This window comes from Anaerotalea alkaliphila (assembly GCF_010179735.1).
Taxonomy (GTDB): domain Bacteria; phylum Bacillota; class Clostridia; order Lachnospirales; family Vallitaleaceae; genus Anaerotalea; species Anaerotalea alkaliphila.
The window spans coordinates 14942-41389 of the sequence record NZ_JAAEEH010000004.1; the positions used below are offsets into that span (position 1 = coordinate 14942).

The following is a 26448-nucleotide window of genomic DNA, read 5'->3' on the forward strand; positions in this document are numbered from 1 at the left end:
AACAGGATGTAAAGCCCTTGTTCAATCCAATCCTTCCTCCATCCAAACGGACACACTCCCCGGGGAAGCAGGGAATTCCCCAAAGCCTTCACTACCGATGGACACCCTGCCTCCGTGGTTTCCCAGGCGGTCCACATAGGTCTTTCCCGCCTCTTCCACCCCTACGAACATGGGGAGCGGGCCCTCCTCCCTGTTGGAAACCACCACCGCCAACTTATGGGGATGGCCCTCCTCCCCCCTGCGCACCCAGCCGATCCGGTGGGGGCTGTCGAAGTAGTCTTCCTGCTCCCCGTGGCAATACCGCCTGCGGAGCTTCAGTAGCCGTTCGACCTGTTCCTTCATCCCGTCCTGGGGTTGTTCCCCGCCGATGCCGTAATAGTCCCCGTAGAAGACGCAGGGATACCCTTCCTTACGGAGCAGGACCAGGGCATAGGCAGACTCCTTGAACCAGGGCTCCACCCAGGACTGGAGGGACTGGCCTGGCTGGGAGTCATGGTTGTCCACAAAAGTCACCGCCATGCCCGGATGCTCCTTCACCAGGGTGTCGTCGAAAATCCTCCGCAGGTCGTAGTCCGCACCTTTCACCGACGCCTGGTGCAGATGGTAGTGCAAACCCACATCGAAGAGGTCGATGCCGAATTCCGTACCCGCCAGATATTCCTCCTTTACGGTGATGTCGTTGTGCCAGTATTCTCCTACCAGGTAGAACCCCTGTCCATGCCGCGCACGCAGGTGCCCTTGGAAGTCCTTCATGAAGGCGTGGTCGATGTGCTTCACCGCATCCAGCCTGAATCCGTCCACTCCCGTCTCCCGGACGAACCAGTCGGACCATTCGAACAGCTCCTTCTGCACATCCGGATGGGCATGGTCCAGATCCGCGAACATCAGGTAGTCGTAATTCCCGTGCTCCTGGGATACACCCCAGTTCCATCCCTTGTGTTCCCCCAGAATCCTGAAGATGGCCTTTTCTCCCGTCCTCGCGTCATAATCCACCCCATTGAAATGGACATGGGACCAGCGGAAAGCAGAATGGGCGCCGCCCCTGCCTGGGAAATCGAAACGGGTCCATCCCTCTATTTCCCGGTGACCCTCAATCTCCCTGTTCCTGTCACCGGAATCGACTTTCACCGCCAAGAACGTCTCGGTGCCGTCGGCACCGCCCATATGGTTCAACACCACGTCCGCATACACCTGGATGCCGGCCCCATGGAGCCTTCGGACCAGCTCCAGCAGCTCCGCCTTCGTCCCGTACTTGGTCCGCACCGTCCCCTTCTGGTCGAATTCCCCCAAGTCGTAGAGGTCGTATACCCCGTAACCCACATCCCCAACGCCGGTGCCCTTCGCGGCCGGCGGAAGCCAGAAAGCTGTGATTCCGCTTCCGCCCAGCTCCTCCACCCTTTCCGCCATTTCCCTGTAATAGCTTCCATCCTCCGGACAGTGCCATTCGAACCCTTGGAACATCACGCCGTTTTTCATGCCAACACCTCCATGGATTTGTTTTCCTCCAGTATACCACGGGCACCAAGCCCTCGCATCCTCAGAAAACAGTGGGGACGGTACTTGACTTTCTATTTGCCTTGTGGTATATTGGTTCCATAAGGAAGGTGGTATCATGGCAAGACAGGCAAGGGTCAAGGATGCATACGGCATCTACCATGTCCATCAGCAGGGCGGACTTTCCAGGAACCTGTTCCTGGACGACGAAGACCGGGCCTATTTCCTATCCCTGCTGCAGAAAGCCCAACAGAATTTCCAGTGCCGCATCTACGCCTATTGCATGCTGGCCGACAACGAATACCATCTTGTGCTGGACGTGAACGGCGGCGACCTTTCCAAGATCATGAAGAGCATCAACATCCGCTACGCCATGCACGCCAAATGCGACGGACATCTTTTCAAGGACCGTTATCGGAGCACCCTCCTCTCCGGCCCGGAAGCACTGGCCCGCACGGTGCAGTCCGTGCACGCGAAGGCTTCACTGGCAGGGGTGGGGCTTTGGAACAGCTTCTGCACCTACAACCTGGAACGTCCCTTGGAGTTGGGCCGGCAGATGGATTCCGGGGGGGATTGCCCCCACTGCATCCAGTCTCTGGAGGAGGCGGATGCCCGTCTGGACCAAGTCGCTAAAGACCTGGGAACGACCCGGGAGTCCCTTGTCCGGAACAAGGCGCAAAGGAACCTTCTGATCATGGATTTCAGGAAGAACTCCACCCTGTCCCTGAAGGAACTGGGGCTCCTCTTCGGAGGGCTGTCCGAATCCTCCGTATGCAAGATCCTCAACAAGAGCCTTTGAAAACGCATGCCTGCATGCATTTTTTTCACCAAGTAATTCAAGTATCGTCCCCAAAAAGGAGGCAGAACCATGAAGTTTGATTTGCAAATGGATTTCGGGAGCGGATTTTCCCTTTCTCCGAAGGATTCCTTGGAAGAGGAAGCCCTCTATGACGTGCTGGTGGCAGGAAGCGGCCCTGCAGGCTTGAACGCCGCCCTCTATGCCAGAAGGAAGGGCCTTAGGGTGGCCATTCTGGCCAAGAAGAAGGGTGGGCAGCTCCTGGACACTTCCGTCGTGGAGAATTATCTGGGCATCCAGGGCCTAAGCGGCGAGCAACTTGCCGGACAGTTCTTGGAACATGTACGCTCCCTGGAGGTCCCCCTGGTTGAGGATGCGGAAATCACTTCTGTGGTTCCAGGGAACAGCTTCCATCTTGTCACCACCGCAACCGGCAAGACCTTCCGGACCAGGACCTTGGTGGTGGCAACCGGATCCAAGCCGCGCACTCTGGATATTCCAGGAGAAGCGGCCTATGCCGGAAAGGGCGTTGCCTACTGCGCCATCTGCGACGCCCCCCTCTTCAGGGACAAGGACGTGTTCGTGGCCGGCGGCGGAAACTCCGCGGTGGAGGCCGCCCTGGACCTGGCCAAGGTGGCCCGGTCGGTCACTTTGGTCCACCGAAGCCGGTTCCGGGCGGACCAGATCCTGGTGGACCGGCTTCTGGCCCATCCGAAAGTGGACGTCCACCTGCAGACGCGGATCCTGGAGATCCTGGGGGAACGCGCCATGACGGGACTGCTGGTCCAGGACCTGGGAACCGGCGAACCACGGGTCCTCGCCGGTGACGGCATCTTCATCGAAATCGGCCATATCCCTCTGGCAGGACCCTTTGCGGAACATGTGGACACAAATGTCCATGGGGAAATCCTGGTCAACGCAAAAAACGAAACCAGCATTCCCGGAATCTTCGCCGCCGGCGATGTGACCCAGGTTCCCTACAAACAGATCGTCATTGCGGCAGGGGAAGGCGCCAAGGCAGCCCTGGCCGCCAGCGAATACATACAGCTGCTGCCCCCTGACCAGGGGACCCTCGGGGAGACGGATTCCCAGGCCCCCCAATTCAACTTATCCCTGTAGACAAGTCAACCAAAACAGCCATGCAAGGAGGACCAACCATGAATAAAATGTTCACACCCGAACTTGAGGAACAACTGCGGCAGGTATTCGAAGGACTGGTGGACGATGTGACCATCGCCCTTTTCACGGACGGGGAGGCTTGCTACAGTTGCCCTGAAACCGTGGGCTACATGCGGGAAGTTGCGGCCCTGAGCGACAAGATCCATCTGAAGGAATACGACCTCCAGCGGGATGCCGCAACGGCGGCCGGATTCAAGGTGGATTTGGCTCCCAGCATCGTGCTTCTGGATGCCAAAGGGGACTACCAGGGGGTGAAGTTCAACGGGATTCCCGCAGGCCATGAGATCAACTCCTTCATCCCCGCCCTGCTGGAAGTCTCCGGGCAGGCAAGCGAGGTGCCGGAGGATCTGGCAGCACGGGTGGACGCCATCGACAAGCCGGTGAACATCAAGGTGTTCGTCACCTTGAGCTGCCCCCATTGCCCAGGGGCCGTCCAGAAAGCCCACAAGCTTGCCCTCATGAATCCCCATGTGGAGGCGGAGATGGTGGAGGCGCAAACCTTCCAGGAGCTCTCCAGCAAATTCAATGTTTCCGGCGTGCCCAAGATCGTCATCAACGACACCTACGAACTGGTGGGCAACCAGCCCATCCAGGCCTTTCTGGATGAAATGGAACGGATTTAGGCATAGCACGGAAAAGGTGCCAGGCACCTTTCTTGTTGGGCTTCTTTTCATTGGAACGGGAAGCGGTAACCCTCGATCCCCAGTTCCTTCTGCAGGGCCAGGATTTCCTTCTGCAGTTCCGGATTCAGGGGAACCCCCTTGTCCCTCCGGTGCAGATAGGCCAGGTGCTCCTTTTCTCCCGGCGTGTAGATTCTCTCCTGTCCTGGGGCACGTTTGGAAGCCCGCAGGGCCCGGAGTATGTCTCCCGTGGTCCGCTTGAAGTCCTCCAGCTCCGTGAAGGCGGATACGTCGATGGCGATGAAGAAATGGCCCAGATGGAAGGGCACCTTCCTGCCATCCTCCATTCCCAGCAGCATCTTCAGGAAGTTCCCCCCCTGCAGGGCTGCGGAAAGGATTTCCACCACCGTGGCGTAGCCGTAACCCTTGTATCCGCCCAAGTCTTCCCCCACCCCTCCCAGAGGGGTCAAGGCGGCCGTCCCTTTCACCAGGTCCTCCAGCACCTGGTGTGTGTCCGTCCGGGTCCTTCCCTCCTGGTCGATGACCCATCCCTCCGGCAGATCCTTCCCCAGCTTGTCGTACACCTCGATCTTTCCCCGCTGGGTGATGGAGGTGGCGCAGTCGATGCTAAAGGGGAATGCTTCGTCGCTGGGGATGCCGAATGCCAATGGATTGGTCCCCAGCATGTTCTCCACACCGAAAGTGGGGGCGATGGAGGGCCTGGCGTTGGTGCCCGTGATGCCGATCATCCCCGCCTCCACGGCCATGGTGGTGTAATAGCCGGCAATCCCGTAATGGGTGGAATTCCTGACGGCCACCATGCCCATTCCATAGGTCTTGGCCTTGGCGATGGCCATCTCCATGGCCTTGGTCCCGATCACCATCCCCATGCCGTCATGGCCGTCCACCACTGCCGTAGTCGGCCCCTCCCGGACAACCTGGAAATCGGTCACCGGATTTTGGATGCCCGCTTTGATCCGGTCGCAGTAGATGGGCTTCAACCGGTTGGTCCCATGGGAGTCGATTCCCTTTTTGTCCGCTTCCACAAGCACCCGGGCACAGGTCCGTGCATCCTCTGGAGGCACCCCCAGCTTTTCAAACACGTCCACCATGAAGCGTTCCATGGTGTCAAAGCCGATCCATACCGTATCCTGCATCATACGCAATCCTCCGCTCCCTGTAGAACAAGGTCAATGTCTGCGCCACATAAGGCCCAAGGAACAGGAATCCGATCCCCAGGGTGAACACGCAGACCAGCATCCATCCGAAAAAACTCAGCTGCAACAGGAAATACCTGCCCTTGAACCCTTCCATCATAGACTTGCTCCGTTCCAGCACCTCCTGCAGGTCCATGTCCGGGTTCTCCGCCAGGATGAAGTACACCTGGGAATAGCGGATGGCCGCAATGATGCCCGGCACCACCAGCAGCAGGGTCCACAGCAGGATGATGACGCTGGTGATCACATGGATGGCGAACGCCTTGACGAAGACCCGGAACCCGGCAAAGACCTCTTCGAACACGGGCTCCCCGGTCTTGGTGAACTGCAGGAAGAAATTGCAGATTCCGGTGGCGACCGCCCCCGAAAGCAGCAGGGTCCCGAAACCTCCCAGGACGGGAATCCCCGCAAGGGCGGTCAGCAGGACCATCATCACCAGCAAGGCCCCCACGGGCACCGGCCATTTCCCCGAAAGCGCCGCCCTGGCTTCCGAGCGCAACTCCCTGTTTTCCCTCATCTCCATCCGACCTCTCCTTTCCTCGCCCCTCTCCCTACAGTATACCCCCGCAAGGCTTTCCCGCACAACAGGAAAAGTCCTCCCTTTTTCCCCTGCCTGCTGTCACCGCCCCACCTTGCGCAGAAAGATGCGTCCCAATATCCCGAGCCATATGGCCGTCACCAGCAGCCCGGCCGCGAAGAAGCGCGGAGAGGGCGCATACAGGAACCTTCCGACCCAAAAGCTGGGCAGGATGCCTGCGAAATACTGTTGCGGCGCATCCACAAACCACGGCACGGGAAGACCGAGCATGAAGATGCCCATCAGCTTGGCAACCGCCAGTCCCTCCACCTTGTTGTCCGCGATGCTGGCCACCAGCATCGTCACGACTGCTCCCACCAGGGCCGCAAGGAAGCTGCCGCCCAGCACAGGAATCGGCTCGAAGGGCGTCAGCCGGAAAACCGCCTTGATCGAAATCGAATAGGCCAGCGCCCACAGCATCGGGAGGAGCAGGCGGGCGGCCAGGTAGTTGCGCTCTGCGGCGGGGGTTGCCGCATGGTAGACGCCTGTGCCTTCGTCCCGCTCGTCCAGAATCAAAAACGCGCAGATGATCGCGGTATAGAGGGGTGTCATTGCAACCAGCACCGCGTCGGACAGCCCGTACCACGGCGCGAGGGCAAACGTAAGCTCCGCGTCCAGTGCAGGCAGCAGAAAGCGCAGCAGGAACCCCATCAGAACCGGCGCTGGCACTAGCATGAACATGATGCCGTCCCTGCGCACCTGTCTTAGCCCGATGACAAAAATCTTCCATGTCAGCTTTGCACTCATTGCGCACCTCCTCTAAGCGCCTGCGGAATGCGCCACAGTGCGACGTAGATGGCGGCAGCAAGCCATGTCGCGATGCCCGAAAAGAGCACGCCCGCACTCCACTGGGATTCCAGACCTACACACAGGCGAAGCAGCTCGTACAGCTGCATTCCGGGAAGAACGGCAAAGGAGGGGTGGGATACCCCGAACAGCGTGAGCACCGGCGGCACCATGAACAGGAACATGGGCGGCGTTCCGACGAGCATGTAGTGGTTGACGCTGCGCGCATACGTGGCGATCGTCAGTCCTGCAAGCGTGAAGACACCCGAACCGAGGAGCACGGCAAGCGCCAGCAGCGGATAGTCGGCGTCCGCCCCAACCAGCACCGCAATCACCAGCGCCGCCAGCACGGACAGGATCCCCAGCGACAGCGCCTTCGAAAGTACATACTCCCCAGGACGCTGGGGCAGGACGGCGAACATGCCATGCAACCCCTCCCCCTGCTCCAGCAGCCAGATGCCGCCGATGAAGAAGAAGCCCAGCATGGCCGGATCGGTAAGGATAGCCACCGCAACGCCGAGCGGTCGCCACTGTGGGGGCAGGAGCAGCAAAATGCCGATGTAGAACGCGCTCATCACCGCATACAGGAAGTAGAAACCGTATTTGGCCTGGTAGCGCACATCCTGCACCAGCAGCCTTGCCAGCCTTAGGGCGCTCATTGCAATCCCCTTCCCGTCAGCTCGATGAACACATCCTCCAGAGTGGATTCCTTGGAGTGGATCCCCGTCAGGGCACCGCCCAGCAAATGCGCCATGAACCGCGCATCCTGATGCAGGGACGCAAGGGACGCTTCTGCCTTGTGCTGCGCGCCGTCTTCGACGTAGGTGTAGGCCACGATGGTGTCGGGCCTTGCGCTGCGGAAGGCGGCGGGGGTGTCCAGCGCCTTGATGCGCCCGTCGACGATGAACGCCACGCGGTCGCACAGCTCCTCCGCATCATGCATGTTGTGCGTGGTGAGTATGACGGTTGCGCCCGCCTGGGTGCGCTCCTTGATCATTCCCTTGACCGTTCGCGCGCTTGCGGGGTCAAGCCCGCTGGTCGGCTCGTCCAGGAACAGGAGCTTCGGCTCATGCAAAAGCGCGCGCACGAAGGCAAGGCGCATCTTCATGCCCTTGCTGTAGCTCGAAACCAGCTTGTCGGCATCGTCCGCAAGCCCGACACGTTCCAAAAACGGCATGGGATCCGCCACAGGGTGCGCATAGAGGGAGGAAAAGTAGCGCAGGTTCTCCATCGCCGTGAACTTTCCGTAGAAATTCGGAAACTCGAATTCCACGCCGATCTCCTCGTAGAACTGTGGGGAGCAACGGCGCATTTCGTTGCCCAGCACATGCACCTCCCCACGATATGCACGCAGGATTCCCGTAAGCACCTTTTGCAGCGTGCTCTTGCCCGCACCGGAGGGGCCTAGAAAACCGAAGGTTTCGCCTTGCCGCACCGAGAAGGAAACGCCACGCAGGGTGTCCTCCTTTGCCCGGGGATATTTCAGATACAGATCCTCTACTTCAATCATGCGTTACCTCCACCAGAGACTTTGGGGCAAAACAAAAACCACCTACCGACAAAATTTCTTTTATCAATAGATGGCCTGCAATCCGATGCGTGATAAGGGACTCGAACCCCTGACTTCTTCCACGTCAAGGAAGCACTCTACCAGCTGAGTTAATCACGCCTGTCACCTCTAATAATTTACCAATTTTTTTCCCTTTTGTAAAGTCTTTTTTTCAAATTTCCCTGTTTTTTTGCATTATGGGAAAGTTTCCTCGCAGAACTTTCCCATAATGCTCCCGCCCGGGACCAGGCGCAAGCCCTTCCTCACAGCCAATCCCCCTGGAACCGGTCCCTGTAGCGGTCCCCCATGGGGATGGGCGGCATCGGGTCCCCCAGATATATGAGTCCGTTCTTCCTGTCCAACCGCTGGATGGCGTGCCTGTTCACCAGAAAGCCCTTGTGGCATTGGATGAAATAGGACGGAAGTCCCTGATGGAATTCCTTCAAGGTCTTGGTGGAAACCGTCACGCTTTCCTGGCGTGTCCATACCAGAAGCTTCCGCTGGCACGCTTCCACATAAATGATCTCCTCCGGATGGAGCCGCACGGTGAACCCCCTCTGGCGGATGCAGACACGCTCCTTAGAGCTCCTGCGCATCAGGGGACGCAGGAGCTCCGCAAGTTCCCGTGTGTCGAAGGGTTTGACCACATAATCATAACAGTGGTAGGCCCTGAAGGCCTTCAATGCATCCCCAGGCATTGCCGTCAGGAAAATGATGGGTGTCGTCACGTAATTCTCCATGGCCCGCAGCTGCTCCGCCAGTGCGAAACCGGAATAGTCCGGCAAACCGATGTCCAGCAGGAAAAGGTCCACCTGCCTTTCCTTCGCATGGGCCAAGGCCTCCCCGGCGGTTTCCCATGTCTCTCCCTCGCACTCCCCGTCGATGGCGCGCACCAACGAAAGGAGCGATTGGGCAATCATCCTGTTGTCTTCCACTATTCCTACTCTCATGCCCTCATGCTCCCTTATTTTTGTTATTATTCTAACAATTTTATTCCAATTTGTATATATGTTTTTCATTTTTTATATTTTTTATTTATGTTTCGCCATTTATTCAAGAAGAGGCCTTTTCGTGCTATAATTGAGTCGTAGGCACCTGTAGTCACACAGAAAGTGAGGTGTATGCACTTTATGAAGGAAAAGGAAAAGATGCTCTCAGGCCGTTTGTACCGCTCCTCCCTGGATGCCCTGGTCCTGGAACGCCAGAATGCCCGGGAGCTGCTGCATGCGTTCAATCACCTTCCACCGGGAGACAAAGACCGGCAAAAGGAACTCCTCCATGCCCTTCTGGGGACCGCCCGGTCCAAGATCGACGTGGAGCCGCCCTTCCACTGCGACTATGGATGGAACATCGATGTGGGGGAGAACTTTTACGCCCATGCCAACTGCACCATCCTGGATGCGGCCAAGGTGACCATCGGCGACCACGTGATCCTGGGACCGGATGTCGGCATCTATACCGCAGCCTATCCCCTGGACCCGGGCCTTAGGACGGAAGGTTACGCCTATGCCCTACCCATCCGCATAGGCAAGAACGTTTGGATTGGAGGACATGTGGTGGTTTTGGCCGGCGTGACCATCGGCGACAATGCGGTCATCCGCTCGGGAAGCGTGGTTTCCACAGACATACCCTCCAACGTGGAGGCCGGCGGAAACCCCTGCCAGGTCCTCCGGACCCTCACGGAAGAAGACAGGAAAAGCGGGCAATGGATCCCCTAGGACCCATCCCCGCTTTTTCCTTTGCCGTCAAGGTTCCAGCAGCATTCCGACGACCCGGTAGAACTCCCTGGGATTGTCCCCCATCATGCCGTGTCCCGCATAGGGCACCGTGGCGAACCGGACGCCTTTTTCCTCCATCTCCCGGCGCATCCCCTCCTCCAACCGGTGCCAGCTCTTCTCCCCTTGGAGGAAGGCCACCGGCATGGGAAGCTCCAGGAACTCCCGGTAGAACGCTTCCGTGGAATGGGTTTTGATGGACTGGGCGCTCCTGAACAGCACATGGGGCTCCGTCTCCAGGAGGGTCCGATAGAAACCGTAGGCGGATGGCTTTTCCGGTTTGTCGAAACGGTCCAGGAATTCCCTGTAGCCTTCGGCGAAGGCCCGCTCGCTGCCGTAGCCCCTGATCCTGGCGCTGATTTGGGCGTTCGCCAGGTCCAAGTTGGGTTCCGCCAGGACCAGCCGCCGGACCTTCTCCGGATGGAGCCGGGCGAACCAGATGGCCGCCATCCCTCCCATGCTGTGGGCCACCAGGTCCACCTGGTCCATGTCCAAGGCCCCGAGGACCTGGTCCAGGATCTCCGCCTGGTCCTTCAGGTCATAGGAGAACCCTTGGGGCCTTCCGCTTTTTCCATATCCGGGCAGGTCCAGGGCCACCAGGGGCCTCCCCCCCAGCTCCGGCGCCCCGAAGGCGTCCCTGAAATCATGGCCCGAGGCCCCCAGGCCATGAAGGAACACCACCGGGGTTCCCGCTCCCTCCTGGATCCGGAGATGCACCTTCCCCGTTTCCACCTGCACATCCTGTTCGCGCATCGTCTTCCTCCCTTTCCATCCTTCTTGGGAACCATTATACCCCTTATCCCATACTGCCGCAACCGTTCCCGCAGGTATCGACAAGTTCCGGAACCTTGGGGTATAATGGGAACATCCTTTCAAGAACAGCAGGAGGCAATCATGGATTACAATTTTGATGAAATCATAGACCGCCGCAACACCAATTCCCTCAAATACGACTTCGCAGCGGAGAGGGGCATGCCTGCGGACCTGCTCCCCCTTTGGGTCGCGGACATGGATTTCCAGGCTCCGCCGGAAGTCCTGGAAGCCCTCCGCTCCGCCAGCAGGCATGGGATTTTCGGCTACTCCGAAAGCAAGGAGGCCTATTTCCATGCCCTGGCGGCCTGGTACGAACGGCATTTCCACTGGGAGCTCCGCCCGGAATGGCTGGTGAAGACACCCGGGGTGGTCTACGCCATCGCAACGGCCATCCGCGCCTACACGTCCCCCGGAGACAGCGTGCTGATCCAGCAGCCGGTCTATTACCCTTTCTCCCAGACCATCCGGGTCAACGAGCGGAAGCTGGTTAACAATCCTTTGGTCTACGAGAACGGGACCTACCGCATGGACCTGGAGGACTTCGAACAAAAGGTCGTGGAGCACGGAGTGAAGCTCTTCCTCCTTTGCAGCCCCCACAATCCCGTTGGACGGGTCTGGCGCCGGGAAGAGCTGCTGGCGCTGGGAGCGGTCTGCGTCCGGCACCAGGTGCTGGTGGTCGCCGACGAGATCCACGCTGATTTCACCTATCCCGGCTTCACCCACCATGTCTTCGCCAACCTGCACCCCTCCTTCCGGGACCTGGCCATCACCTGCACGGCCCCCAGCAAGACCTTCAACCTGGCGGGTCTGCAGATTTCCAACATCTTCATCTCCAACAGGGAGTTGCGCACCCGCTTCGTCAGGGAAATCCACCGCAGCGGGTTCAGCCAGGTGGGCACCATGGGCCTGGTGGCCTGCCAGGCCGCCTATGCCCATGGGGGGCCTTGGCTGGAGGCCTTGAAATCCTATCTGGCGGACAACCTGTCCTTCCTGCGGGAATTCCTGAAGGAAAGGCTCCCCCAGATCGAGCTGGTGGAGCCTGAAGGGACTTACCTTGTATGGCTGGACTGCAGGAAGCTGGGCCTTTCCGAAGAACAGCTCCAGGACCTGATCGTCCACAAGGCCAAGCTCTGGCTGGACAGCGGCGCGATTTTCGGTCCGGAGGGGGAAGGCTTCCAGCGGATCAACATCGCCTGCCCCCGGAAGGTGCTGGAACAAGCCTTGGAGCAGCTCTCCCAGGCCCTGGATGGCGGCGTGGCCTAGGGAAAGGCTACACCTTCCACCGGTCCGCCATCTCCCGGACCGCCTCCCCCTGCTCTTCCAGGAAGCGGTCGAAGTCCACCTCCCCTGCGCCGGCCTCCACCTTCAGCCGGGCCAGGGCGACCAGGAAATCCGGAAGGTCCACCGCCCGGATTTCCCCATAGGCGTCTCCCATCCGTACCCCTGCCCCATCCATGCTCCCTCCCAGGAACAGGGTGTAGGCCGGTACAGGGGAACCGTCTATTTTTTTTATCCTGCCCATGCACCCGATGGACGCCACCTGGTGCCGGGCGCAGGAACTGGGGCAGCCGGACATCTGCAACGCCGGAAGCGCCCGGCGTATGGCAGGCGGCTCCAGCAGGAAACGCCGCACCACCGCCTCCAGGGTTTCCTGGGGCTTTCCGATCCCTATGCTGCAGATGGAGGCCCCCACGCACCCCAAGCTCCCTTCCAGGGGGAATCGGGGGCGCAGGGAGGCGAACGCCGCCGCAAAGCGCCTTGCCTCACGGACCCCCAGGTTCCCCACCCAAAGCCCCTGGTTGTTGGTCAGCCGGAGGCATACCGGTCCCGGCAGCTCCTGCAGGTGTCTCCGGACCTGCTCCAACTCCCCCAGGTGGTACTCCCCGCCAGGAGGGCGAAGGGACACGCTTCCCTTCCTCCTCCTGCCCTTGGGGATGCCCTCCTCCTCCAGCACAAGGGGGATGTCCCCGGTGGCGGCATAGGCGGCCAAAATCCCCTCCCCAAATGCCTTGTCTCCCATCCGGTCCCGGATATGGCGGAGTCTGGCCTTGCTCCTGTCTTTCCAGTCCCCCTCCCGGGCGAAGAATTCCAGGGTGCCCCGGACCAGGGCCAGCAGCCTCCTTTCCGGAAGGAAATCCACAAGAAGCAGGGATTCCTTGGGATTTCTCCCCAGACCGCCTCCTGCATATGCACAGAAGCCCCGTTCCCCGTCCCGGATCCGGGCGATCAGACCCAAGTCCGCAATCCGGGCCCCCGCCGGATCCGCATCCAGGGGAGAAAGGGCAATCTTGAACTTCCTGGGAAGGCTAAAGGCCAGGGGTTCCTCCTGGAGATGGCGCTCCACCGCCAGACCATGGGGCGCCACATCAAAAACCTCCCCCTCCAGAAATCCTGCCTCCGGAGGCAGGGCCACGTTCCGGGCGCCATTACCCCCGCTCCCCTTCACCGACAGTCCAGACCGGGCCAGGTCTTCCACGAGCCGAACCGTCTCCTCCAGCACCAGGCCGTGGAATTGGATGTCCTGGCGGGTCGTGGCGTGGACCTTCAGCAACCCCCTTGCCCGGGCTGCCCCAAGGACCAGCTCCAGACCGTCCAGGTCCAGGATGCCGCCGGGAATCCGGACCCGCACCATATAGGTGCCGGGCACCCGCTGTGCGTACACCCCATAGAGCCCCCTTCCCTTTGCAAACTGTTCCGGCGTCAGGCTCCCCTCCTTGAAAGCTTCCACCATCCCCTTGTATTCCGCAGCTCCCCTGGCCGCAGCATCCCTATGTTTCCACATGGCCGTCCTCCTCATTATAGTTTAGTTGTCCAAATGGTTTAATATGTTTTCAATTCTAGGGCAATCCGTCCTGTTTGTCAACACCTTTTCTTCTCCAGGAGCCGACGGTCCAAGCGGTCCAACGAGAAAAGGCAGAGCCTCCGTAGGCTCTGCCTTTTCTTCTATTGTCCTTGCACCGCCGTCCATTGGAGGGCGGGCCGGGTGACCTTGTACACGTCCTTCTCCAGGGCGATCTTGTACGCCGCCCCCTGGAGCGGGGCCTTCCCTTGGACGGAAGTGTATTCCCCGTCCACAATCCCCACGTAGCCACCGGCGCCGTCCGCCTGGACGGACCGGATGGCATGGGAGGTCAGCACCAGCTGGCTGTCCGCAATCCCTTTGGCGAACAGGTCATAGTCCTCCTCCCGTTTCCCCAGGGGGGTCAGGAGGTACTGTTGGCTGTAGCGCTTGTGCCTTTCGGCTTCCAGGAACTGCTTCAGGGCCGCTTCCGGCGTCCTGGCCAGGATGTCTTCCCCTTCCTTCCGGATGTTCTTGTCGATCCGGCTGTGGTAGGTGAAAATCCTGGGGTCGTAATTGTTCCTGGGGCTCCAGATGATGTACTCGTCGACGCCCAGCTCCATGCCCGCCACGATCTGGTCGGAAATGGCTTTGGGGTCGTAGTTGATGTACCCCTTGATCCAGGGTGCCGTGAAGCCTTGGATCCAGGGCCGGATGACCGCAGGGTCCTTCTGGGCCGCGTTCCTCTCCAGCGCCTCCATCAAGGCAGCCCGCAGGACGCCGTAGGGATGCTGGTCGGGTACCGCATAGCCATACCAGTTGGCTCCGTAGTGGCTTGGATAGATCATGGGGCAGATGTACTCCACCTGGTTGGCAATCTTGCGCCATGTCTGGCCGATGTCTTCCGGCGTGTCGTCCCAGGAACGGGTGGCCACCCCGAAGACGTCTGCCGCGATGTGGACCTTGTAGGGTTCCAGTTCCTTCCGGGCGTATGCCAGGAAGTCCTCAATCCCCTCGTCCTTGTCCCTTCCATCCCGGTGAGGGAAGTCCGTGATGGGGTTGTAGTACTTGGCGCTCTCCGGGAACCGCACATAGTCGAACTGGATCTCATCGAATCCCCGAAGGGCCGCTTCCCTGGATACGGCCACGTTGTAGTCCCATACATAGGGGTCGAAGGGGTTCACCCACACCACACCCGATTTGTCCTTGTAGACGCCACCGGCCTTCAACTGGATGGCGTGGCTGCTTCTGGCGGCCGCGAAGTAGGGGTCCTTGAAGGCGACCACCCGGGCGATGGTGTAGATGTCGTTCTTCTTCAGATACTCCATCAGGGGAGCATGGTTCTTGAAGGGCATGGTGCCGGTGGATTTCACCTCATTGACCACCTGGATGTCGCTGGCCCAGGAGATGAATCCGTCATCGTTCTTCACGTCGATCACCAGGGCGTTCACCTCGCTGCCCAGACAGATCCCCAGGATCTGCTCCAGCTTGTTCACATCGTCCAGACGGCTGGCATCCGGTGCCTTTCCGCTCTGTCCCGTCACCGCGCGCACGTATTCCGCATAGTACTCCACGTCCGCCTCATCGAAGGCGAATCCCGCCACATGGCTGGTCATGTAGAGCCCCTTGGCCTTGACGGTCTTCGGCTCACGCTCCTCGTCCAGGGGGGGCAGGGGGACGTAGAATTCCTTGTACTTTGCCTTCCGCTCCTCCTCCAGCGCCGCACGTTCGGCTTCCCTGGCCGCCTGGAGTTCCTCTTCGGAAGGCTCCGCAACTTCCGGCTCCCCATTTACCCCGGGCTCCTCCATCGCCACATCCGCCGGCGTCTCCGCCTTGCTTCCCTCTTCCGTTCCGGGGGACTCCCCTCGGGCACATCCTGTTGCGGCCAGCAGGGTCGCCAGCAGCAAGAGGATTGTCCATGATCTGATTCTTCCCATCGCTCTATTCCATTTCCTTTTCTTGTTGGTTTTGATAAATGTACAGTTGCATGCCGTCCAACTCCTTCAGGCGTTCCTGCTTGCCTTCCGGTACGGTGACCACCTCCGGGTTCCCGTCGCTGACGAACCGTTCCTCCGGGTGCTTGTCGAAATACTCCAGATAGTTGTATAGCCCTACGTTGTCCACCTTCATCTCGCTGGCCCGGATCCTTGGAATGCTCAAGGGGTCGAACCGGCTGTCATAGGGGGAATGGGCGGGATGCCAGCCCACGTTCAATACCGCGATGTTCCCGTAGGGGACCCCTTCGAAGCTGCCTGCGCCCAGATAGGCCTTCAGCGCCTCGTCCTTGGGCCTTCCCCCATAAGGAAGCGCCAGGGTCTCCACCCGGTACCCCTCCTGTCCGATCAGGCCTTCCAGGAATTGGGCCTGGGCCCCGATGGCCTGCTGGATCTTGGCGCCATCCGCCTTGGAAAGGTTGTCGTGTCCTTTGGTGTGGTTGCCCACATCCATCCCCTTTTCGATGAGAAAGTCCAGCTTCTTCCCTTCCATCCCCTGTTGCCGGAAAGGCTGGCTGCCGTCCAGAAAAAAGGTGGCCTCCAAGGGGAAATCCGTATGCTCCTCATGGAAGGCCAGCAGAAGCCCTACGGCGGACAGCGGATTGAGGCTCCCGTCCTCCAGGTATTCGAAATTGTTCAGGTTCCCGTCGTCGAAGGTGATGACCACGGGCGTCTTCCCGGCTTCCGTAGGAATCCTTCCCGTCACGAAGTCCGTCAGGCTGACGGGGCGGTAGCCCTTTTCGTAGAGGACCTCCAGGTCCTTTAGGAAGTTCTCCGGTGTCCGGACCCATTCCTTTTCCTCCGGCCCGATGTTGTGGTACATCAGCACCATGACCTTCCCGGATTCATCCGGCTTCAGGGACAGGTCTATGGACTCCCGGGGGTCTGCCGGCTCCTGGTTTGGTTCCTCTTCCTGGGGGGCCTCTGCCATTGCCTCTTCCGAAGCCTCCACTTTCCCTCCGTTCGCCGCCGCCTCTTCCAGGTGGTCCCTCTTCTGTATTTCCCTGCCGGGGCTGCCGCCGCATCCCGCCAAAAGCAGCAGGACCCCCAGCCAAAGGAGGGCCCTGCCGGCTGCTTTCTTCCGTTCTCTCCTACCCTTCATCCCGTCACACTCCCTATTCCATCCCTGCCAGACCGATGTCCGGTGCGATTTTCCGCATCCCACGGATGCACTCTTCCACTACGGCTTCCACGGTCATTCCCAGATTGCGGACCCCTTCCCCGATCAGGCTCCGGTCCACCCCGGCTGCGAAATTCTTCTGTTTCCACTTCTTCATGACGGACTTGACCTCCAGGTCCATCACGCTCCTGTCCGGACGCATCAGGGCCGTGGCCGTGATCAGTCCGGTCAGCTCGTCCACCGCATACAGGACCTTCTCCAGGTCCGATTCCGGCCGCACCTGGGTGCAGATGCCGTAGCCGTGGCTTAGGACGGCGCGCACCGCCTCCTGGGGCCACCCTTCCGCCCGGAGGATCTCCTCCGCCTTGTTGCAATGCTCCTGGGGATACATCTCATAGTCCAGGTCATGGACCAACCCCATGACACCCCAGACCCGGGGGTCTTCCCCGGGATAGAGTCCGGCAAAATGGGCCATGACCCCCTCCACCGTCAGCGCATGCCTGACCAGGCTGTCCGTCTTGTTGTAGCGCAGCAAAAGCGCCAGCGCCTCTTCCCTGCTCGGGATTCCTTCCATCTTACCGCCTCCCTCTTTTTCTTCCATAGGTACTACTATACCCCAACCGGTCTCCCGGTTCAACCCCGACAGGGCCATCTGCGGGATTTTTCTCATGTCGTCCTGTTTTTCAGCGCCTCGATGAAGTCCAGATGGCGGATCTTCTTGTAGGTGGCCAGTTGGGCCAGCAGGATGCACCCGGTGGTGAAGAGCATGGCCAGGCCGATCTCCTCCGGCTGCACCGGCCTGTTCATGGTGTACAGGTCCGAGGTGAAGCTGACGCTGACCGCTTCCACGAAGAACAGCCCCAGGGGGACTCCCATCACGAAGCCCAACAGGGTCATGACCAGATTCTCCTTCAGGATCAGTCCGAAGAGCTCCCCCCTGGTGAAGCCCAGGACACGGAGGGAGGCGAACTCCAGTTTCCGTTCGTGGATGCTCATGATGGTCATGCTGTACACGATGACAAATCCCAGGATTCCCGAGAAGAACAGCATGAACCCGATGCTCACCAGGGTCAGGTCCATGAATTCCAGGAAGATCGCCTGCAGCTCCTCCGTGGACTGGACCCCACCGACCCTTTCCACATCCTCCAGCAGGGGGATGATCTCCTGGTCCGTGGCCACCAGGGCGCCGTTCACGGCCCCCCGCTCCACCAGCTGGGTCCCCATCCACTCCAGCTCCATGTAGGCGTTGATGCCAAGGGTCTGCTCGATGACCCCACGGACCCGGATGTAGCTGTCTTCCTTACCGGGGAGGAAATTGCGGACCCGGAGCAGGTCCCCCTCCCCGACCCCCAGCTTCAGGGCCAGGTTGGAGGAGATCAGCATCCCGTCCACAGGCAGGGGCACCTCATGCCCCTGGGCGTCGGAGAAGTTGTAGAAACGGGTCCCCTGGACCAGGCCCACTACATTCACCACCCCCGATTTCGCGCCATTGTAGAGTTCGAAGGGAACCTCCAGCTTGGGTTCCAGATGGTCCGCCTCGATGAGCCGCCCCAGGTCCCGTACGGCCCGCTCGTGGAAGAATCCGTCCAGATGGATGGTGTAGTCCATGGACATGAAATGGCCGTAGTGCTCCTCGAAGAGCACCCCGTAGATGCTGTTCATCCAAAAGGTCATGGTCATCATGCCCAAAGTGAAGGCCCCCCCCAGGCTGACCAGGAGGAATTTTTTCTTCTCCCTGAAGATGTTCCGGAACACGATCTTCCAGGTGAAGCTCACCTGGTTCCAAAGGAAGCGGATCCGTTCCAGAAGGATCCGGTGCCCCTGCCGGGGGGCCTCCGGCTTCATGGATTCCGCGGGGGAGATCGCCAGGACGTTCCTTGCCCCAAGGAATCCCGAGGCCATGCAGACCACCGTGGCCAGGACCAGGGAGGCGACGATGTTCTCCGGATAGAAGCGCACCTCCAGGAGGGGGATGGCGAAGAAGTCCAGGTACAGCTGGGTCATGAACCCCGAAAGGACCGTGCCCAGAAGGGTTCCCAAGATGCCCCCTGTGATGCCGACGAACAGGGCGAACTTCATGTAGTGGCCCAGGATGGTCCGGTTCCGGTAGCCCATGGCCTTCAGCACACCGATGGCCATCCGGTCGTTCTTCACCATCCTTCCCATGAGGGTCGCCAGGATCCCTCCCGCAGCGAACAGGAAGATGAATGGCACCGTCCGGGTCATGGCCTGCAGGCCTTCGATCTCCTGGTAGGTCACGTTGTTGCTGAGCTGGTCCTTCCGGGGGATGATCCTGCGGACGCCATAGCGGTCCAAGGCCTCCTCCAGATGGTCCTCCGCCTCCTTGGACCGGGCCCGGTCCTCCAGCTTGAACACCACTTCGTTGTAGATGCCTCCGGTTCCCGCGATGCTTCCCAGGTAGGATTCCTCCACAAAGACCACCCCGAATTTGCCCGGCCGGGGCATCAGGGCCTGCTCGTTCTCCATCAGATAGATGTATTCGGGACTGCCCACGATGCCGGCCACCACCATCTCCCGCCTTTGGCCCGCGATCTGGAGGTGGAACCTGTCCTCCACCTCCAGTCCCCTGGCCGTGGCGAACTTCTCCAGTACCAGCACCCGGTTCTCCCCGATGCTCCTGGAACCTTCATAGAGGTGCAGTTCGTTGATTCCGTCGGTGGAGGATCCCGAGGAGACCACCCGCACGTTCACGATTTCCTTGGGGTCGTCCGTCAGGAAAGGGGTGGTGAAGGCATATCTTCCCTTGGCCTCCACTATCCCCCCATCCCCCACCAGCCCGTCCACCTCCTGGCTGGGGATGTGCATCAGCTCCACGAAGACGTCCCCGAAGTTGCTCTGGTCGTAATAGCTTTCCAGGGAAGTCTGCAGGTTGGTGGCGGCGCTGGTGATGGCCGTAAAGATGAAAAGTCCCGTGACCATCACCGCCAGCAGGGCCGCCAGCTGGCCTTTGGCATGGCGCATGGTCCGGACCAGGCGCAGGTTCAGTTTCTTCATGTCCTCACCACACAATCTCCTTCGGGTCCAAGGGTTGGCTGTTCCTGTAATCCTCCATGACCTTGCCGCTGCGCATCTTCAGCACCCGGTCCGCCATCTGGGCGATGGGGGCGTTGTGGGTGATCACCACTACGGTGCGCCCGTACCGCTCGTTGACCATCTTGAGCACCTGCAGGATGGAGATGCCCGTCTCGAAATCCAAAGCCCCCGTAGGCTCGTCGCACAGGAGGATTTCGGGGTTCTTGGCCGCCGCCCGGGCGATGGCCACCCGCTGCTGCTCGCCCCCGCTCATCTGGGCAGGGAAGTGGTCCGAACGCTCTTCCAGTCCCACGGCCTCCAGCATCTCCTCCACATCCAGCGGCTCGTCGCAGATCTCCACCGCCAGTTCGACATTCTCCCTGGCGGTCAGGTTCCCGATCAGGTTGTAGAACTGGAAGATGAACCCCACGTCCCTCCTTCTGAACTGGGTCAGCTTCCTGTCGTCGTAGCGGGTCACCTCCTGTTCCTTGAAGAACACCTTCCCTGCGGAAGGCTTGTCCATGCCGCCCATGATGTTCAGCAGGGTGCTTTTGCCCGAGCCGCTGGGCCCCAGGATCACCACGAATTCCCCTTCCCCGATCTCAAAGGAGACCTCCTGGAGGGCCTTGACCTCCACATCCCCCATCTGATAGGATTTGGACAGCCCCTCCACCTTGTACAGAACCTTATTTTCCATCTCCATCGCCACTCCTCCTGTACACTTCCGTTTCCTCCATTATACCATACCAGGGACCAAACTTTCCTAGTGTACGAAAAAGAGGCGGAGCATGGTTGCTCCGCCCCTCCTATTTCCTCTCCAACAGCTCCTTCTTCTTCTGGTACTCCTCCTCGTCGATCTCCCCGTTCACCAGCTTCATCTTCAGGATCTCCATGGCCTGGTCCCTGGCGCCCTGGCCGCCGCCCCCTTGTTTCCGTTTCAGAAGCAGCAGCACCAGAAGGACGGCGGCAACCAGCAACAGCAGGAGCAGCACGCCCCCCACCAGGAAGCCTCCCGGTCCACCGAACCAGTCCATGCACCGGCCGCCGTATTCCCATCCCCGTTCAAAATCATATCCTCTTGGAAAACGCATCACTTTACCTCCTTGCCCGTTCTATTGGATCATGTTTTTCATCTTCAGGTAGGTGCCCTCGTCGATCTCCCCGTTCACAAACCGTTCCTTCAGCCGTTCCATGGCTTGTCCTCCCTTTTCTTCCCTGGGGAGCAATTCCCTGTCCTTGAGAAGCACATATGCCAGCACTCCAATCAGAATCCATCCTGCAAACATCATTGTCGGCAACCTCCTTTCTTTTCCTAACCTTATCATACCACCGGATTGTGAAGAAATTATGTCGTTTTACCCTGTTTTCTTCCAATTTCCCAATAACCGTTCTCAATTGACTTTCCTTCCAATCGTGTTATAATGATATTGCAGGCAGAGAACCGCCTGCGATAAGGAGGCGAACGATTTGAAGAACCTGAAGGAAATCCATCTGGCCGGAGGCTGCTTCTGGGGTGTGGAGGCCTACATGCAAAGGATTCCAGGCGTCATGGACGCCGTGTCCGGTTACGCCAACGGCAATACGGAGAATCCCAGCTACGAGGACCTGGTGTACCGGAACTCCGGTCATGCGGAGACCGTCCGGGTGCTCTACGATCCGGAGGTGGTGGAACTCAAGACCCTGCTGGCCCACTATTTCAGGATTGTGGACCCCACCAGCCTCAACCGGCAAGGCAACGACCGGGGGGTCCAGTACCGCACCGGCATCTACTATACGGATCCAGGGGACCTGGACACCATCCGTTCCATGATGGCCCATGTCCAGTCTTCCCATGCCAAACCCCTGGCGGTGGAGGTCCTTCCCCTGGCCCACTTTTATCCGGCGGAGGAATACCACCAGGATTACCTGGACAAGAACCCCGGCGGCTACTGCCACATCGACCTGCGTCTCGCGGACGCTCCCGTGGTGGAGGGGGAACCGTATCCGAAACCCGGGCAGGAAGAACTCCGGGACAAGCTGACCCCCCTCCAGTTCTCCGTCACCCAGGAAAGCGCCACCGAGCGCCCCTTCACCGGAGAATACTGGAACACCCGGGCCAAGGGGATCTATGTGGATGTCGCCACCGGGGAGCCCCTCTTCAGCTCCGCAGCCAAGTTCGATTCCGGCTGCGGATGGCCCAGCTTCACCAGACCTCTGGCACCGGAGGTGGTACGCTATGCAAGCGACGCCAGCCACGGCATGCGGCGGGTGGAGGTCCGCAGCCGCAGCGGGGACAGCCATCTGGGACACGTCTTCGAGGACGGCCCCAAGGAAGCGGGAGGACTGCGGTACTGCATCAACAGCGCCTCCCTGGAGTTCATCCCCCGGGAGGAGATGGAAACCCGGGGATACGGCCATCTGTTGGACCAGGTGGAATGATGCAAGGGAGGGAGCAAAAAGCCCGCGGGCTTTTTGCTCCCTCCCTTGTTGCCGTCGTGCTGGAACTCCCCTATCTGGGAAGCGCCGCCTCACCCGTCTTCTGCATGTCCACGATCCTGTTGACCTGGACCTTGGCGGGAGAGATGGTGTAGAGGTGCTCCCCGATGTAGAGGATCCTGCCGATGTTGTACTGGTAGTCGAAATACTTGTAGTCCCTTTCGGACTGGACGGTTCCCGAGGTGTGGTGGGTCAGCTGTCCCCGGTAGGTGAAGCTGTCCGCGTCCACATCATAGACATAGGCCCCTGCGAAATCCATGACATAGGGTGTCCGCCCGACGATGGAGATGGGGAACGCCATCAGTCCCTTTTCCAGGGAAATCATCAATGCCTTGTGGTTGTAGTCCAGTTCCGAATAGGTGCCTTCCCGGCCGATGACTTCCTTGTCCTTTTCCACCGGCGCCATGGGGTCGGTCACGTCGAAGAGGGATATCTTGAAGCCTCCTCTGGTCGTGAAGCCGTCCCGTTCCACGGTGTCATAACCGAATCCCAGGATATGGTTCTCGTCCAGCAGATGCATGTAGGAGGAGAATCCCGGAATCTTCAGGTAGCCCAGGACCTTGGGGTTTCTGGGGTCCGCAGCGTCGATGACGAAGAAGGGGTCGATTTCCTTGAAGGTGACCATGTAGATCCTGTCTCCGGCGAAGCGGGTGCTGTAGATCCTTTCCCCTTCCGCCAGGCCTTCCAGGGTGCCGACCCGCTCCAGTCCTTCGTCCAGGATGTAGACGTTGTTGCTGGAAGGGTCCGCCGTATTCCACATCTGGCCTACGGTGGTGGCCACCCGCAGGTTGCCTTCATGCTCGTCCAGGGAGAACTGGTTCAGCAGCCGTCCGGGCACGGATCCCTTCTCCACGAAGCGGACCTTTCCGTCCTCCAGGGCGAATTTGTACAGGGTGGTGGTCATCTCATAGGTGGGCCTGTACAGGAACCGGTCGGGGTCCACCACGGGCTCCAGACTGTAGCGGTACCGGGTGAATCCCAGGACCATACCTGTCTTGGATGCATACACCGTTTCCGCCGACCCCAGATAGGCGTTCACGTCGGCTTCCCCGCCCGTCAGGTCCAAGCCGATGGCCAGCAGATAGGAGGGCTCCACATTGTCCGGGAAGTACCGGATTTCATCGAAACCGAACACCTTGGTCTCCCCGGATCCGTTGTCTATCATCACCGGCATGGCCATCGCTTCCATTGGGGCTTCCGCCTCCATGGCCTCCGGCAAGTCCGCCGGCTTGTCCTCCACAGCCACATCCACGTAGGGCATGATGCCGTAGTGGCGGAAGCTCTGGTTTGTCACCATGTAGAATTTGTCCCCCACCAGACGGGAGGATACGGGATATCCGGAGAATTCCAGGTCCCTCGCCAATACGGGATTGGCCTTGTCCCGGACGTCATAGACCTGCACGAAGGTGGTGTCCATGCCGTAGGGGACCGGCAGGATCCTGGCTTCCGGTGCAGGCACCGGATACAAGCCGTACTGGTATTTGCTGCCCACGACCAGCAGCTTGCCGTCCTGGATGTAGAGGTCGGTGGCATTCCTGTTGACCGTCACTGCCTTATCCGGGGAAATCTCATCGCCGAAGGCCAGGGTGGCCACCACCTTGGGAGCGCCCGGAACCGCTTCCAGGATGTAAACCTTGTTGTTCTGCAGGGTGTAGATGTGGGTTCCGTCGGTCTTCACCACATCCCCCTCGTCCACGCCTTCCACCTGCACGTTGGTTTCCGAATGACCTCCCCCGCCCTTCCCTTCAGGGGCGGGCGCACCGGCTGCCGTGTCGCTTGCGCTTTCGGTCCCGTCCATGGTGGCCGCAGGCTCCAGGCCGAAGAAGCGGCTACCCGCATAGTCGTCCAGCTTTTGGCTATAGGCCAGCAGGGCTTTTAGGGCTTCCGGGGACCCTACCACGGGAAGCTCTCCCAGGCTTTGGGTGTCCTGGGGCGCCTGGCCCTTTTGAAGGTGGATGCTCTTGTCTCCGGCGTTCCAGGAGACTTCATATCCCAGGTTCTCCGCGATGAAACGGATGGGCACCATGGTCCTGTCCTGGACCAGCAGCGGCTCCGTGTCCATGCGCCGCAGCTCCCCGTCCACCAGGAAGTCTGGGTTTCCGGGCTCCAGCAGCAGTTCCCGGTCCCCCATCCGCACGATGACCTGCCTGGTCTCCCGGTTCCAGTCCACGGTTGCGCCCAGGTGCTCGAACACCCCCCGCAGGCCCACCAGGGTCCGGTCCTTGTGGAGGACGGGAGCCACCTCCTGGGGCAGAAGCGCTCCGTCCAGATAAATGGCAAGCGCTCCTGCCGCCTCCACCCGGCTGCCCGGTACGACAGCCGCCCCCAGGCTGGATAGGACCAGCGTCCACGCCAACAATACCGCCAATTTTTTCATGTCTGCTTCCTCCTTTTGCTTGTTTCCCCCGTCACCCCATTAGACTGGATTTCGGGCCGTTTTGTTCCCTCTTTTCCCTTCCTGCCAGCTTTTTTCCGTGTTATTATGGAAGGGATGGCCCCCCGCTTTCCGCCCGTCCGAAAGGAGACACCCATGAGAAAAGCCGCCCGGTTCGTCCTGCTTGTGTTCGCCGCCACCTTCGCCTATGCCGAACTCTACTATTCCGGCCTCTTTCCCCGGAGCTCCGCCTCCGACCTGGCCATGGCCCTGTTCTACATGTGGATTCCCGGCATCGTTGCCATCCTGCTGCACCGCAGGGAAGGAGGCACCTTCCGCTCCCTGGTGGGCAGGCCCCGGTGGAACCGCTGGTTCCTCTTTGCCTGGCTGGTGTTTCCCATCCTTTCCTTTGCCAACATCCCTGTGAACCTGCTCTTCCCCGGCGTGGAGTTCAGCCTGCGGATGGGCGGCTTCCTGGAGCGGTACCGGGATGTGCTGCCTCCCGAACAGTTTGCGGAAATGGCGGAACAGCTGGCAGGAAACCCCGCCATCCCCCTACTGCTCCTGGTGCTCCAGGGCCTCCTGGCCGGAGCCACCGTCAACGCCCTTGCCGGCCTTGGGGAGGAACTGGGCTGGCGGGGCCGGCTGAACGCCTCCCTGGAATTCCTGGGCTTCTGGCCCCGTTCCCTAGTCATCGGCACCGTCTGGGGCTTCTGGCATGCCCCCCTGATCCTGCGGGGCCACAACTATCCGGGCTATCCCGTGGCCGGGGTCTTCCTGATGGTCCTCTGGTGCATCCTGCTGACGCCGGTCCACCTGCTGGTCCGGGAAAAGACGGGTAGCGTCCTGGCCGCGGCTGTGGCCCACGGCACACTGAACGCCACCGCAGGCATTTCCCTCGTCTACCTGGTTGGGGGCCATCCCCTGGTCAACGGTCTGCTGGGCGCCAGCGGCTTCCTCACCCTGGCCCTGTTCAACCTGGGGATCTGGGCCTTCAGGCGCCGGGTTTTTACGGATAGGTGACTTCCATGAGGAAGAGTCCCTTGGCCGGAACCCTTTCGATCTCCCCGTTCCGCTTCCCGCTCTCCAACAGGGCCCGCACCTCCTCCGGCCCCAGCTTTCCCCGTCCCGCATCCAGCAGGGTGCCCGCCAGAATGCGGGCCATGTTGTAGAGGAACCCGTCCCCCCGCATGTCGACCCAAAGCTCCTCCCCCTCTTCCCGGAAGGTGACGGCGTGGAGGGTGCGGACCGTGCTCTTCTTCGTCTTCTTGTTGCTGAAGGCCTGGAAGTCGTGGGTCCCCAGCAGGACGGGGACACAGGCCTCCATTGCCTTCAGGTCCAGCGCCCCCGGCAGATGGTGGACGAAATTCCTCTCAAACACCGGGGGATGCCCCGCCCGATGGATCCGGTACCGGTAGGTCTTGTCCACTGCCTTGAACCGGGCATGGAAGTCCGCCTCCACCTCCTCCACGGACAGGACGGCCAGGTCTTCCGGCAGGTACTGCTGGAGGTAGGCCCGGATGTTCCCGCAGGACTTTCCTGAACGGGTATGGAAGTTTGCCGTCTGGGCCCAGGCGTGGACCCCCCTGTCCGTGCGGCCGGACCCGATGACCTTCACGTCTTCCCCCGTCATCTTGGATAGGACGTCCTCCAGCTTCCCCTGGACCGTTGGCTCCTGCCCGTGGGGAAGCCGTTGCCACCCGGCGTACCGTGTCCCCTCGTACCGCACCACCATCTTGATGTTCCTTGCGCCATGCTCCATCTTCTCCATCTTCTTCCTCCTTCTTTCCTCCCTTCCATTGTACATCCGCCGCCTTCAAAAGACAATCCGTTGTTGCCTCGGCAACATACAGGCAAGCCTGCCTAT

The 26448-nt window shown here is 60.3% G+C and carries 25 protein-coding genes and 1 tRNA gene; 7 read left to right on the forward strand and 19 right to left on the reverse strand.

The features are described from left to right. Positions 1-21: 21 nt before the first annotated feature. A complete protein-coding gene (locus GXN74_RS02330; protein WP_343032782.1) occupies positions 22-1650 on the reverse strand; it encodes an alpha-amylase in 1629 nt (542 codons plus the stop codon). Here GXN74_RS02330 and GXN74_RS02335 point away from each other — a divergent pair. The 3 genes from GXN74_RS02335 (at position 1613) to pdo (ending at position 4092) form a co-directional block, all read left to right on the forward strand. Further along, positions 1613-2293, forward strand: a complete 681-nt coding sequence (locus GXN74_RS02335) for a transposase (protein WP_162369319.1) — start codon at positions 1613-1615, stop codon at positions 2291-2293. The two genes, GXN74_RS02330 and GXN74_RS02335, sit on opposite strands and share 38 nt — an antisense overlap. Before the next feature lie 69 nt (positions 2294-2362). Next, complete coding sequence (locus tag GXN74_RS02340) at positions 2363-3409, forward strand: NAD(P)/FAD-dependent oxidoreductase (RefSeq protein ID WP_246208558.1); 1047 nt, start codon at positions 2363-2365, stop codon at positions 3407-3409. Positions 3410-3447: 38 nt separating this feature from the next. Then, complete coding sequence (pdo, locus tag GXN74_RS02345) at positions 3448-4092, forward strand: protein disulfide oxidoreductase (protein ID WP_162369320.1); 645 nt, start codon at positions 3448-3450, stop codon at positions 4090-4092. 47 nt (positions 4093-4139) lie between these two features. Here pdo and GXN74_RS02350 read toward each other — a convergent pair whose 3' ends face one another. The 7 genes from GXN74_RS02350 to GXN74_RS02380 form a co-directional block, all read right to left on the reverse strand. Continuing rightward, complete coding sequence (locus GXN74_RS02350; RefSeq protein ID WP_162369321.1) at positions 4140-5249, reverse strand: Ldh family oxidoreductase; 1110 nt, start codon at positions 5247-5249, stop codon at positions 4140-4142. Continuing rightward, the gene (locus GXN74_RS02355) at positions 5218-5829 is read right to left on the reverse strand and encodes a DUF975 family protein (RefSeq protein WP_162369322.1); all 612 of its coding nucleotides are present in this window, start codon (positions 5827-5829) and stop codon (positions 5218-5220) included. Before GXN74_RS02355 ends, GXN74_RS02350 begins: the two co-directional genes overlap by 32 nt. Before the next feature lie 96 nt (positions 5830-5925). Continuing rightward, a complete protein-coding gene (locus GXN74_RS02360; RefSeq protein WP_162369323.1) occupies positions 5926-6630 on the reverse strand; it encodes a hypothetical protein in 705 nt (234 codons plus the stop codon). Beyond that, positions 6627-7328 (reverse strand): fluoroquinolone export ABC transporter permease subunit, encoded by a 702-nt coding sequence (locus tag GXN74_RS02365; RefSeq protein ID WP_162369324.1) that lies wholly within the window; start codon positions 7326-7328, stop codon positions 6627-6629. The genes GXN74_RS02360 and GXN74_RS02365 overlap by 4 nt, the downstream gene beginning before the upstream one ends. Then, the gene (locus tag GXN74_RS02370; protein ID WP_162369325.1) at positions 7325-8179 is read right to left on the reverse strand and encodes an ABC transporter ATP-binding protein; all 855 of its coding nucleotides are present in this window, start codon (positions 8177-8179) and stop codon (positions 7325-7327) included. Before GXN74_RS02370 ends, GXN74_RS02365 begins: the two co-directional genes overlap by 4 nt. 86 nt (positions 8180-8265) lie before the next feature. Then, positions 8266-8338: transfer RNA gene (locus tag GXN74_RS02375), tRNA-Val, on the reverse strand. A gap of 143 nt (positions 8339-8481) precedes the next feature. Next, positions 8482-9168: a LytR/AlgR family response regulator transcription factor gene (locus GXN74_RS02380; RefSeq protein WP_162369326.1), complete on the reverse strand. Its 687-nt coding sequence runs from the start codon at positions 9166-9168 to the stop codon at positions 8482-8484. A 180-nt stretch (positions 9169-9348) separates the two neighbouring features. Here GXN74_RS02380 and GXN74_RS02385 point away from each other — a divergent pair, with 180 nt between their 5' ends. Next, positions 9349-9936 carry a sugar O-acetyltransferase gene (locus GXN74_RS02385; protein ID WP_162369327.1) on the forward strand — a complete coding sequence of 196 codons (588 nt, stop codon included), beginning with the start codon at positions 9349-9351 and terminating at the stop codon, positions 9934-9936. Positions 9937-9963: 27 nt separating this feature from the next. On the opposite strand, the gene GXN74_RS02390 is transcribed toward GXN74_RS02385, so the two are convergent. Then, entirely contained in the window at positions 9964-10746 is a 783-nt protein-coding gene (locus GXN74_RS02390; RefSeq protein WP_162369328.1) for an alpha/beta fold hydrolase, read from the reverse strand. 141 nt (positions 10747-10887) lie between these two features. On the opposite strand from GXN74_RS02390, the gene GXN74_RS02395 reads away from it, so the two are divergent. Next, positions 10888-12069, forward strand: a complete 1182-nt coding sequence (locus GXN74_RS02395) for a MalY/PatB family protein (protein ID WP_162369329.1) — start codon at positions 10888-10890, stop codon at positions 12067-12069. Between the two features lie 7 nt (positions 12070-12076). Here the strand turns inward: GXN74_RS02395 and GXN74_RS14680 are convergent, their stop codons facing one another. The 8 genes from GXN74_RS14680 to GXN74_RS02435 form a co-directional block, all read right to left on the reverse strand. Then, entirely contained in the window at positions 12077-13588 is a 1512-nt protein-coding gene (locus GXN74_RS14680) for a nitrite/sulfite reductase (RefSeq protein ID WP_162369330.1), read from the reverse strand. A gap of 161 nt (positions 13589-13749) precedes the next feature. After that, positions 13750-15522 (reverse strand): putative glycoside hydrolase, encoded by a 1773-nt coding sequence (locus GXN74_RS02405; protein ID WP_162369331.1) that lies wholly within the window; start codon positions 15520-15522, stop codon positions 13750-13752. Positions 15523-15526: 4 nt separating this feature from the next. After that, positions 15527-16681, reverse strand: coding sequence for a polysaccharide deacetylase family protein (locus tag GXN74_RS02410; RefSeq protein ID WP_162369332.1), 1155 nt, complete (start codon positions 16679-16681; stop codon positions 15527-15529). A 13-nt stretch (positions 16682-16694) separates the two neighbouring features. Next, positions 16695-17273, reverse strand: a complete 579-nt coding sequence (locus GXN74_RS02415; RefSeq protein ID WP_162369333.1) for a hydrolase — start codon at positions 17271-17273, stop codon at positions 16695-16697. A gap of 92 nt (positions 17274-17365) precedes the next feature. Then, entirely contained in the window at positions 17366-19714 is a 2349-nt protein-coding gene (locus GXN74_RS02420) for an ABC transporter permease (RefSeq protein WP_162369334.1), read from the reverse strand. Positions 19715-19718: 4 nt separating this feature from the next. Next, complete coding sequence (locus GXN74_RS02425; protein ID WP_162369402.1) at positions 19719-20429, reverse strand: ABC transporter ATP-binding protein; 711 nt, start codon at positions 20427-20429, stop codon at positions 19719-19721. Positions 20430-20538: 109 nt separating this feature from the next. After that, complete coding sequence (locus GXN74_RS02430) at positions 20539-20823, reverse strand: SHOCT domain-containing protein (protein ID WP_162369335.1); 285 nt, start codon at positions 20821-20823, stop codon at positions 20539-20541. Positions 20824-20844: 21 nt separating this feature from the next. Beyond that, on the reverse strand, positions 20845-21021 hold the full coding sequence (locus GXN74_RS02435) for an SHOCT domain-containing protein (RefSeq protein ID WP_162369336.1): 177 nt from the start codon (positions 21019-21021) through the stop codon (positions 20845-20847). 187 nt (positions 21022-21208) lie between these two features. Here GXN74_RS02435 and msrB point away from each other — a divergent pair, with 187 nt between their 5' ends. After that, positions 21209-22150: a peptide-methionine (R)-S-oxide reductase MsrB gene (msrB, locus tag GXN74_RS02440; protein ID WP_425481813.1), complete on the forward strand. Its 942-nt coding sequence runs from the start codon at positions 21209-21211 to the stop codon at positions 22148-22150. A 70-nt stretch (positions 22151-22220) separates the two neighbouring features. On the opposite strand, the gene GXN74_RS02445 is transcribed toward msrB, so the two are convergent. Continuing rightward, positions 22221-24584, reverse strand: a complete 2364-nt coding sequence (locus GXN74_RS02445) for a beta-propeller domain-containing protein (protein ID WP_162369337.1) — start codon at positions 24582-24584, stop codon at positions 22221-22223. A gap of 153 nt (positions 24585-24737) precedes the next feature. On the opposite strand from GXN74_RS02445, the gene GXN74_RS02450 reads away from it, so the two are divergent. Next, positions 24738-25604, forward strand: a complete 867-nt coding sequence (locus GXN74_RS02450) for a CPBP family intramembrane glutamic endopeptidase (RefSeq protein ID WP_162369338.1) — start codon at positions 24738-24740, stop codon at positions 25602-25604. Here GXN74_RS02450 and truA read toward each other — a convergent pair. Continuing rightward, complete coding sequence (truA, locus tag GXN74_RS02455) at positions 25591-26352, reverse strand: tRNA pseudouridine(38-40) synthase TruA (protein WP_246208560.1); 762 nt, start codon at positions 26350-26352, stop codon at positions 25591-25593. The genes GXN74_RS02450 and truA overlap by 14 nt on opposite strands. Positions 26353-26448: the final 96 nt, after the last annotated feature.

Excerpts from the sequence above, each read along its gene's own strand:
- GXN74_RS02335 (WP_162369319.1), top strand. The coding sequence starts at position 1,613 with ATGGCAAGACAGGCAAGGGTCAAGGATGCATACGGCATCTACCATGTC.
- GXN74_RS02330 (WP_343032782.1), bottom strand. The coding sequence starts at position 1,650 with ATGCCGTATGCATCCTTGACCCTTGCCTGTCTTGCCATGATACCACCT.
- GXN74_RS02340 (WP_246208558.1), top strand. The coding sequence starts at position 2,363 with ATGAAGTTTGATTTGCAAATGGATTTCGGGAGCGGATTTTCCCTTTCT.
- pdo (WP_162369320.1), top strand. The coding sequence starts at position 3,448 with ATGAATAAAATGTTCACACCCGAACTTGAGGAACAACTGCGGCAGGTA.
- GXN74_RS02350 (WP_162369321.1), bottom strand. The coding sequence starts at position 5,249 with ATGATGCAGGATACGGTATGGATCGGCTTTGACACCATGGAACGCTTC.
- GXN74_RS02355 (WP_162369322.1), bottom strand. The coding sequence starts at position 5,829 with ATGGAGATGAGGGAAAACAGGGAGTTGCGCTCGGAAGCCAGGGCGGCG.
- GXN74_RS02360 (WP_162369323.1), bottom strand. The coding sequence starts at position 6,630 with ATGAGTGCAAAGCTGACATGGAAGATTTTTGTCATCGGGCTAAGACAG.
- GXN74_RS02365 (WP_162369324.1), bottom strand. The coding sequence starts at position 7,328 with ATGAGCGCCCTAAGGCTGGCAAGGCTGCTGGTGCAGGATGTGCGCTAC.
- GXN74_RS02370 (WP_162369325.1), bottom strand. The coding sequence starts at position 8,179 with ATGATTGAAGTAGAGGATCTGTATCTGAAATATCCCCGGGCAAAGGAG.
- GXN74_RS02380 (WP_162369326.1), bottom strand. The coding sequence starts at position 9,168 with ATGAGAGTAGGAATAGTGGAAGACAACAGGATGATTGCCCAATCGCTC.
- GXN74_RS02385 (WP_162369327.1), top strand. The coding sequence starts at position 9,349 with ATGAAGGAAAAGGAAAAGATGCTCTCAGGCCGTTTGTACCGCTCCTCC.
- GXN74_RS02390 (WP_162369328.1), bottom strand. The coding sequence starts at position 10,746 with ATGCGCGAACAGGATGTGCAGGTGGAAACGGGGAAGGTGCATCTCCGG.
- GXN74_RS02395 (WP_162369329.1), top strand. The coding sequence starts at position 10,888 with ATGGATTACAATTTTGATGAAATCATAGACCGCCGCAACACCAATTCC.
- GXN74_RS14680 (WP_162369330.1), bottom strand. The coding sequence starts at position 13,588 with ATGTGGAAACATAGGGATGCTGCGGCCAGGGGAGCTGCGGAATACAAG.
- GXN74_RS02405 (WP_162369331.1), bottom strand. The coding sequence starts at position 15,522 with ATGGGAAGAATCAGATCATGGACAATCCTCTTGCTGCTGGCGACCCTG.
- GXN74_RS02410 (WP_162369332.1), bottom strand. The coding sequence starts at position 16,681 with ATGAAGGGTAGGAGAGAACGGAAGAAAGCAGCCGGCAGGGCCCTCCTT.
- GXN74_RS02415 (WP_162369333.1), bottom strand. The coding sequence starts at position 17,273 with ATGGAAGGAATCCCGAGCAGGGAAGAGGCGCTGGCGCTTTTGCTGCGC.
- GXN74_RS02420 (WP_162369334.1), bottom strand. The coding sequence starts at position 19,714 with ATGAAGAAACTGAACCTGCGCCTGGTCCGGACCATGCGCCATGCCAAA.
- GXN74_RS02425 (WP_162369402.1), bottom strand. The coding sequence starts at position 20,429 with ATGGAAAATAAGGTTCTGTACAAGGTGGAGGGGCTGTCCAAATCCTAT.
- GXN74_RS02430 (WP_162369335.1), bottom strand. The coding sequence starts at position 20,823 with ATGCGTTTTCCAAGAGGATATGATTTTGAACGGGGATGGGAATACGGC.
- GXN74_RS02435 (WP_162369336.1), bottom strand. The coding sequence starts at position 21,021 with ATGATGTTTGCAGGATGGATTCTGATTGGAGTGCTGGCATATGTGCTT.
- GXN74_RS02445 (WP_162369337.1), bottom strand. The coding sequence starts at position 24,584 with ATGAAAAAATTGGCGGTATTGTTGGCGTGGACGCTGGTCCTATCCAGC.
- GXN74_RS02450 (WP_162369338.1), top strand. The coding sequence starts at position 24,738 with ATGAGAAAAGCCGCCCGGTTCGTCCTGCTTGTGTTCGCCGCCACCTTC.
- truA (WP_246208560.1), bottom strand. The coding sequence starts at position 26,352 with ATGGAGAAGATGGAGCATGGCGCAAGGAACATCAAGATGGTGGTGCGG.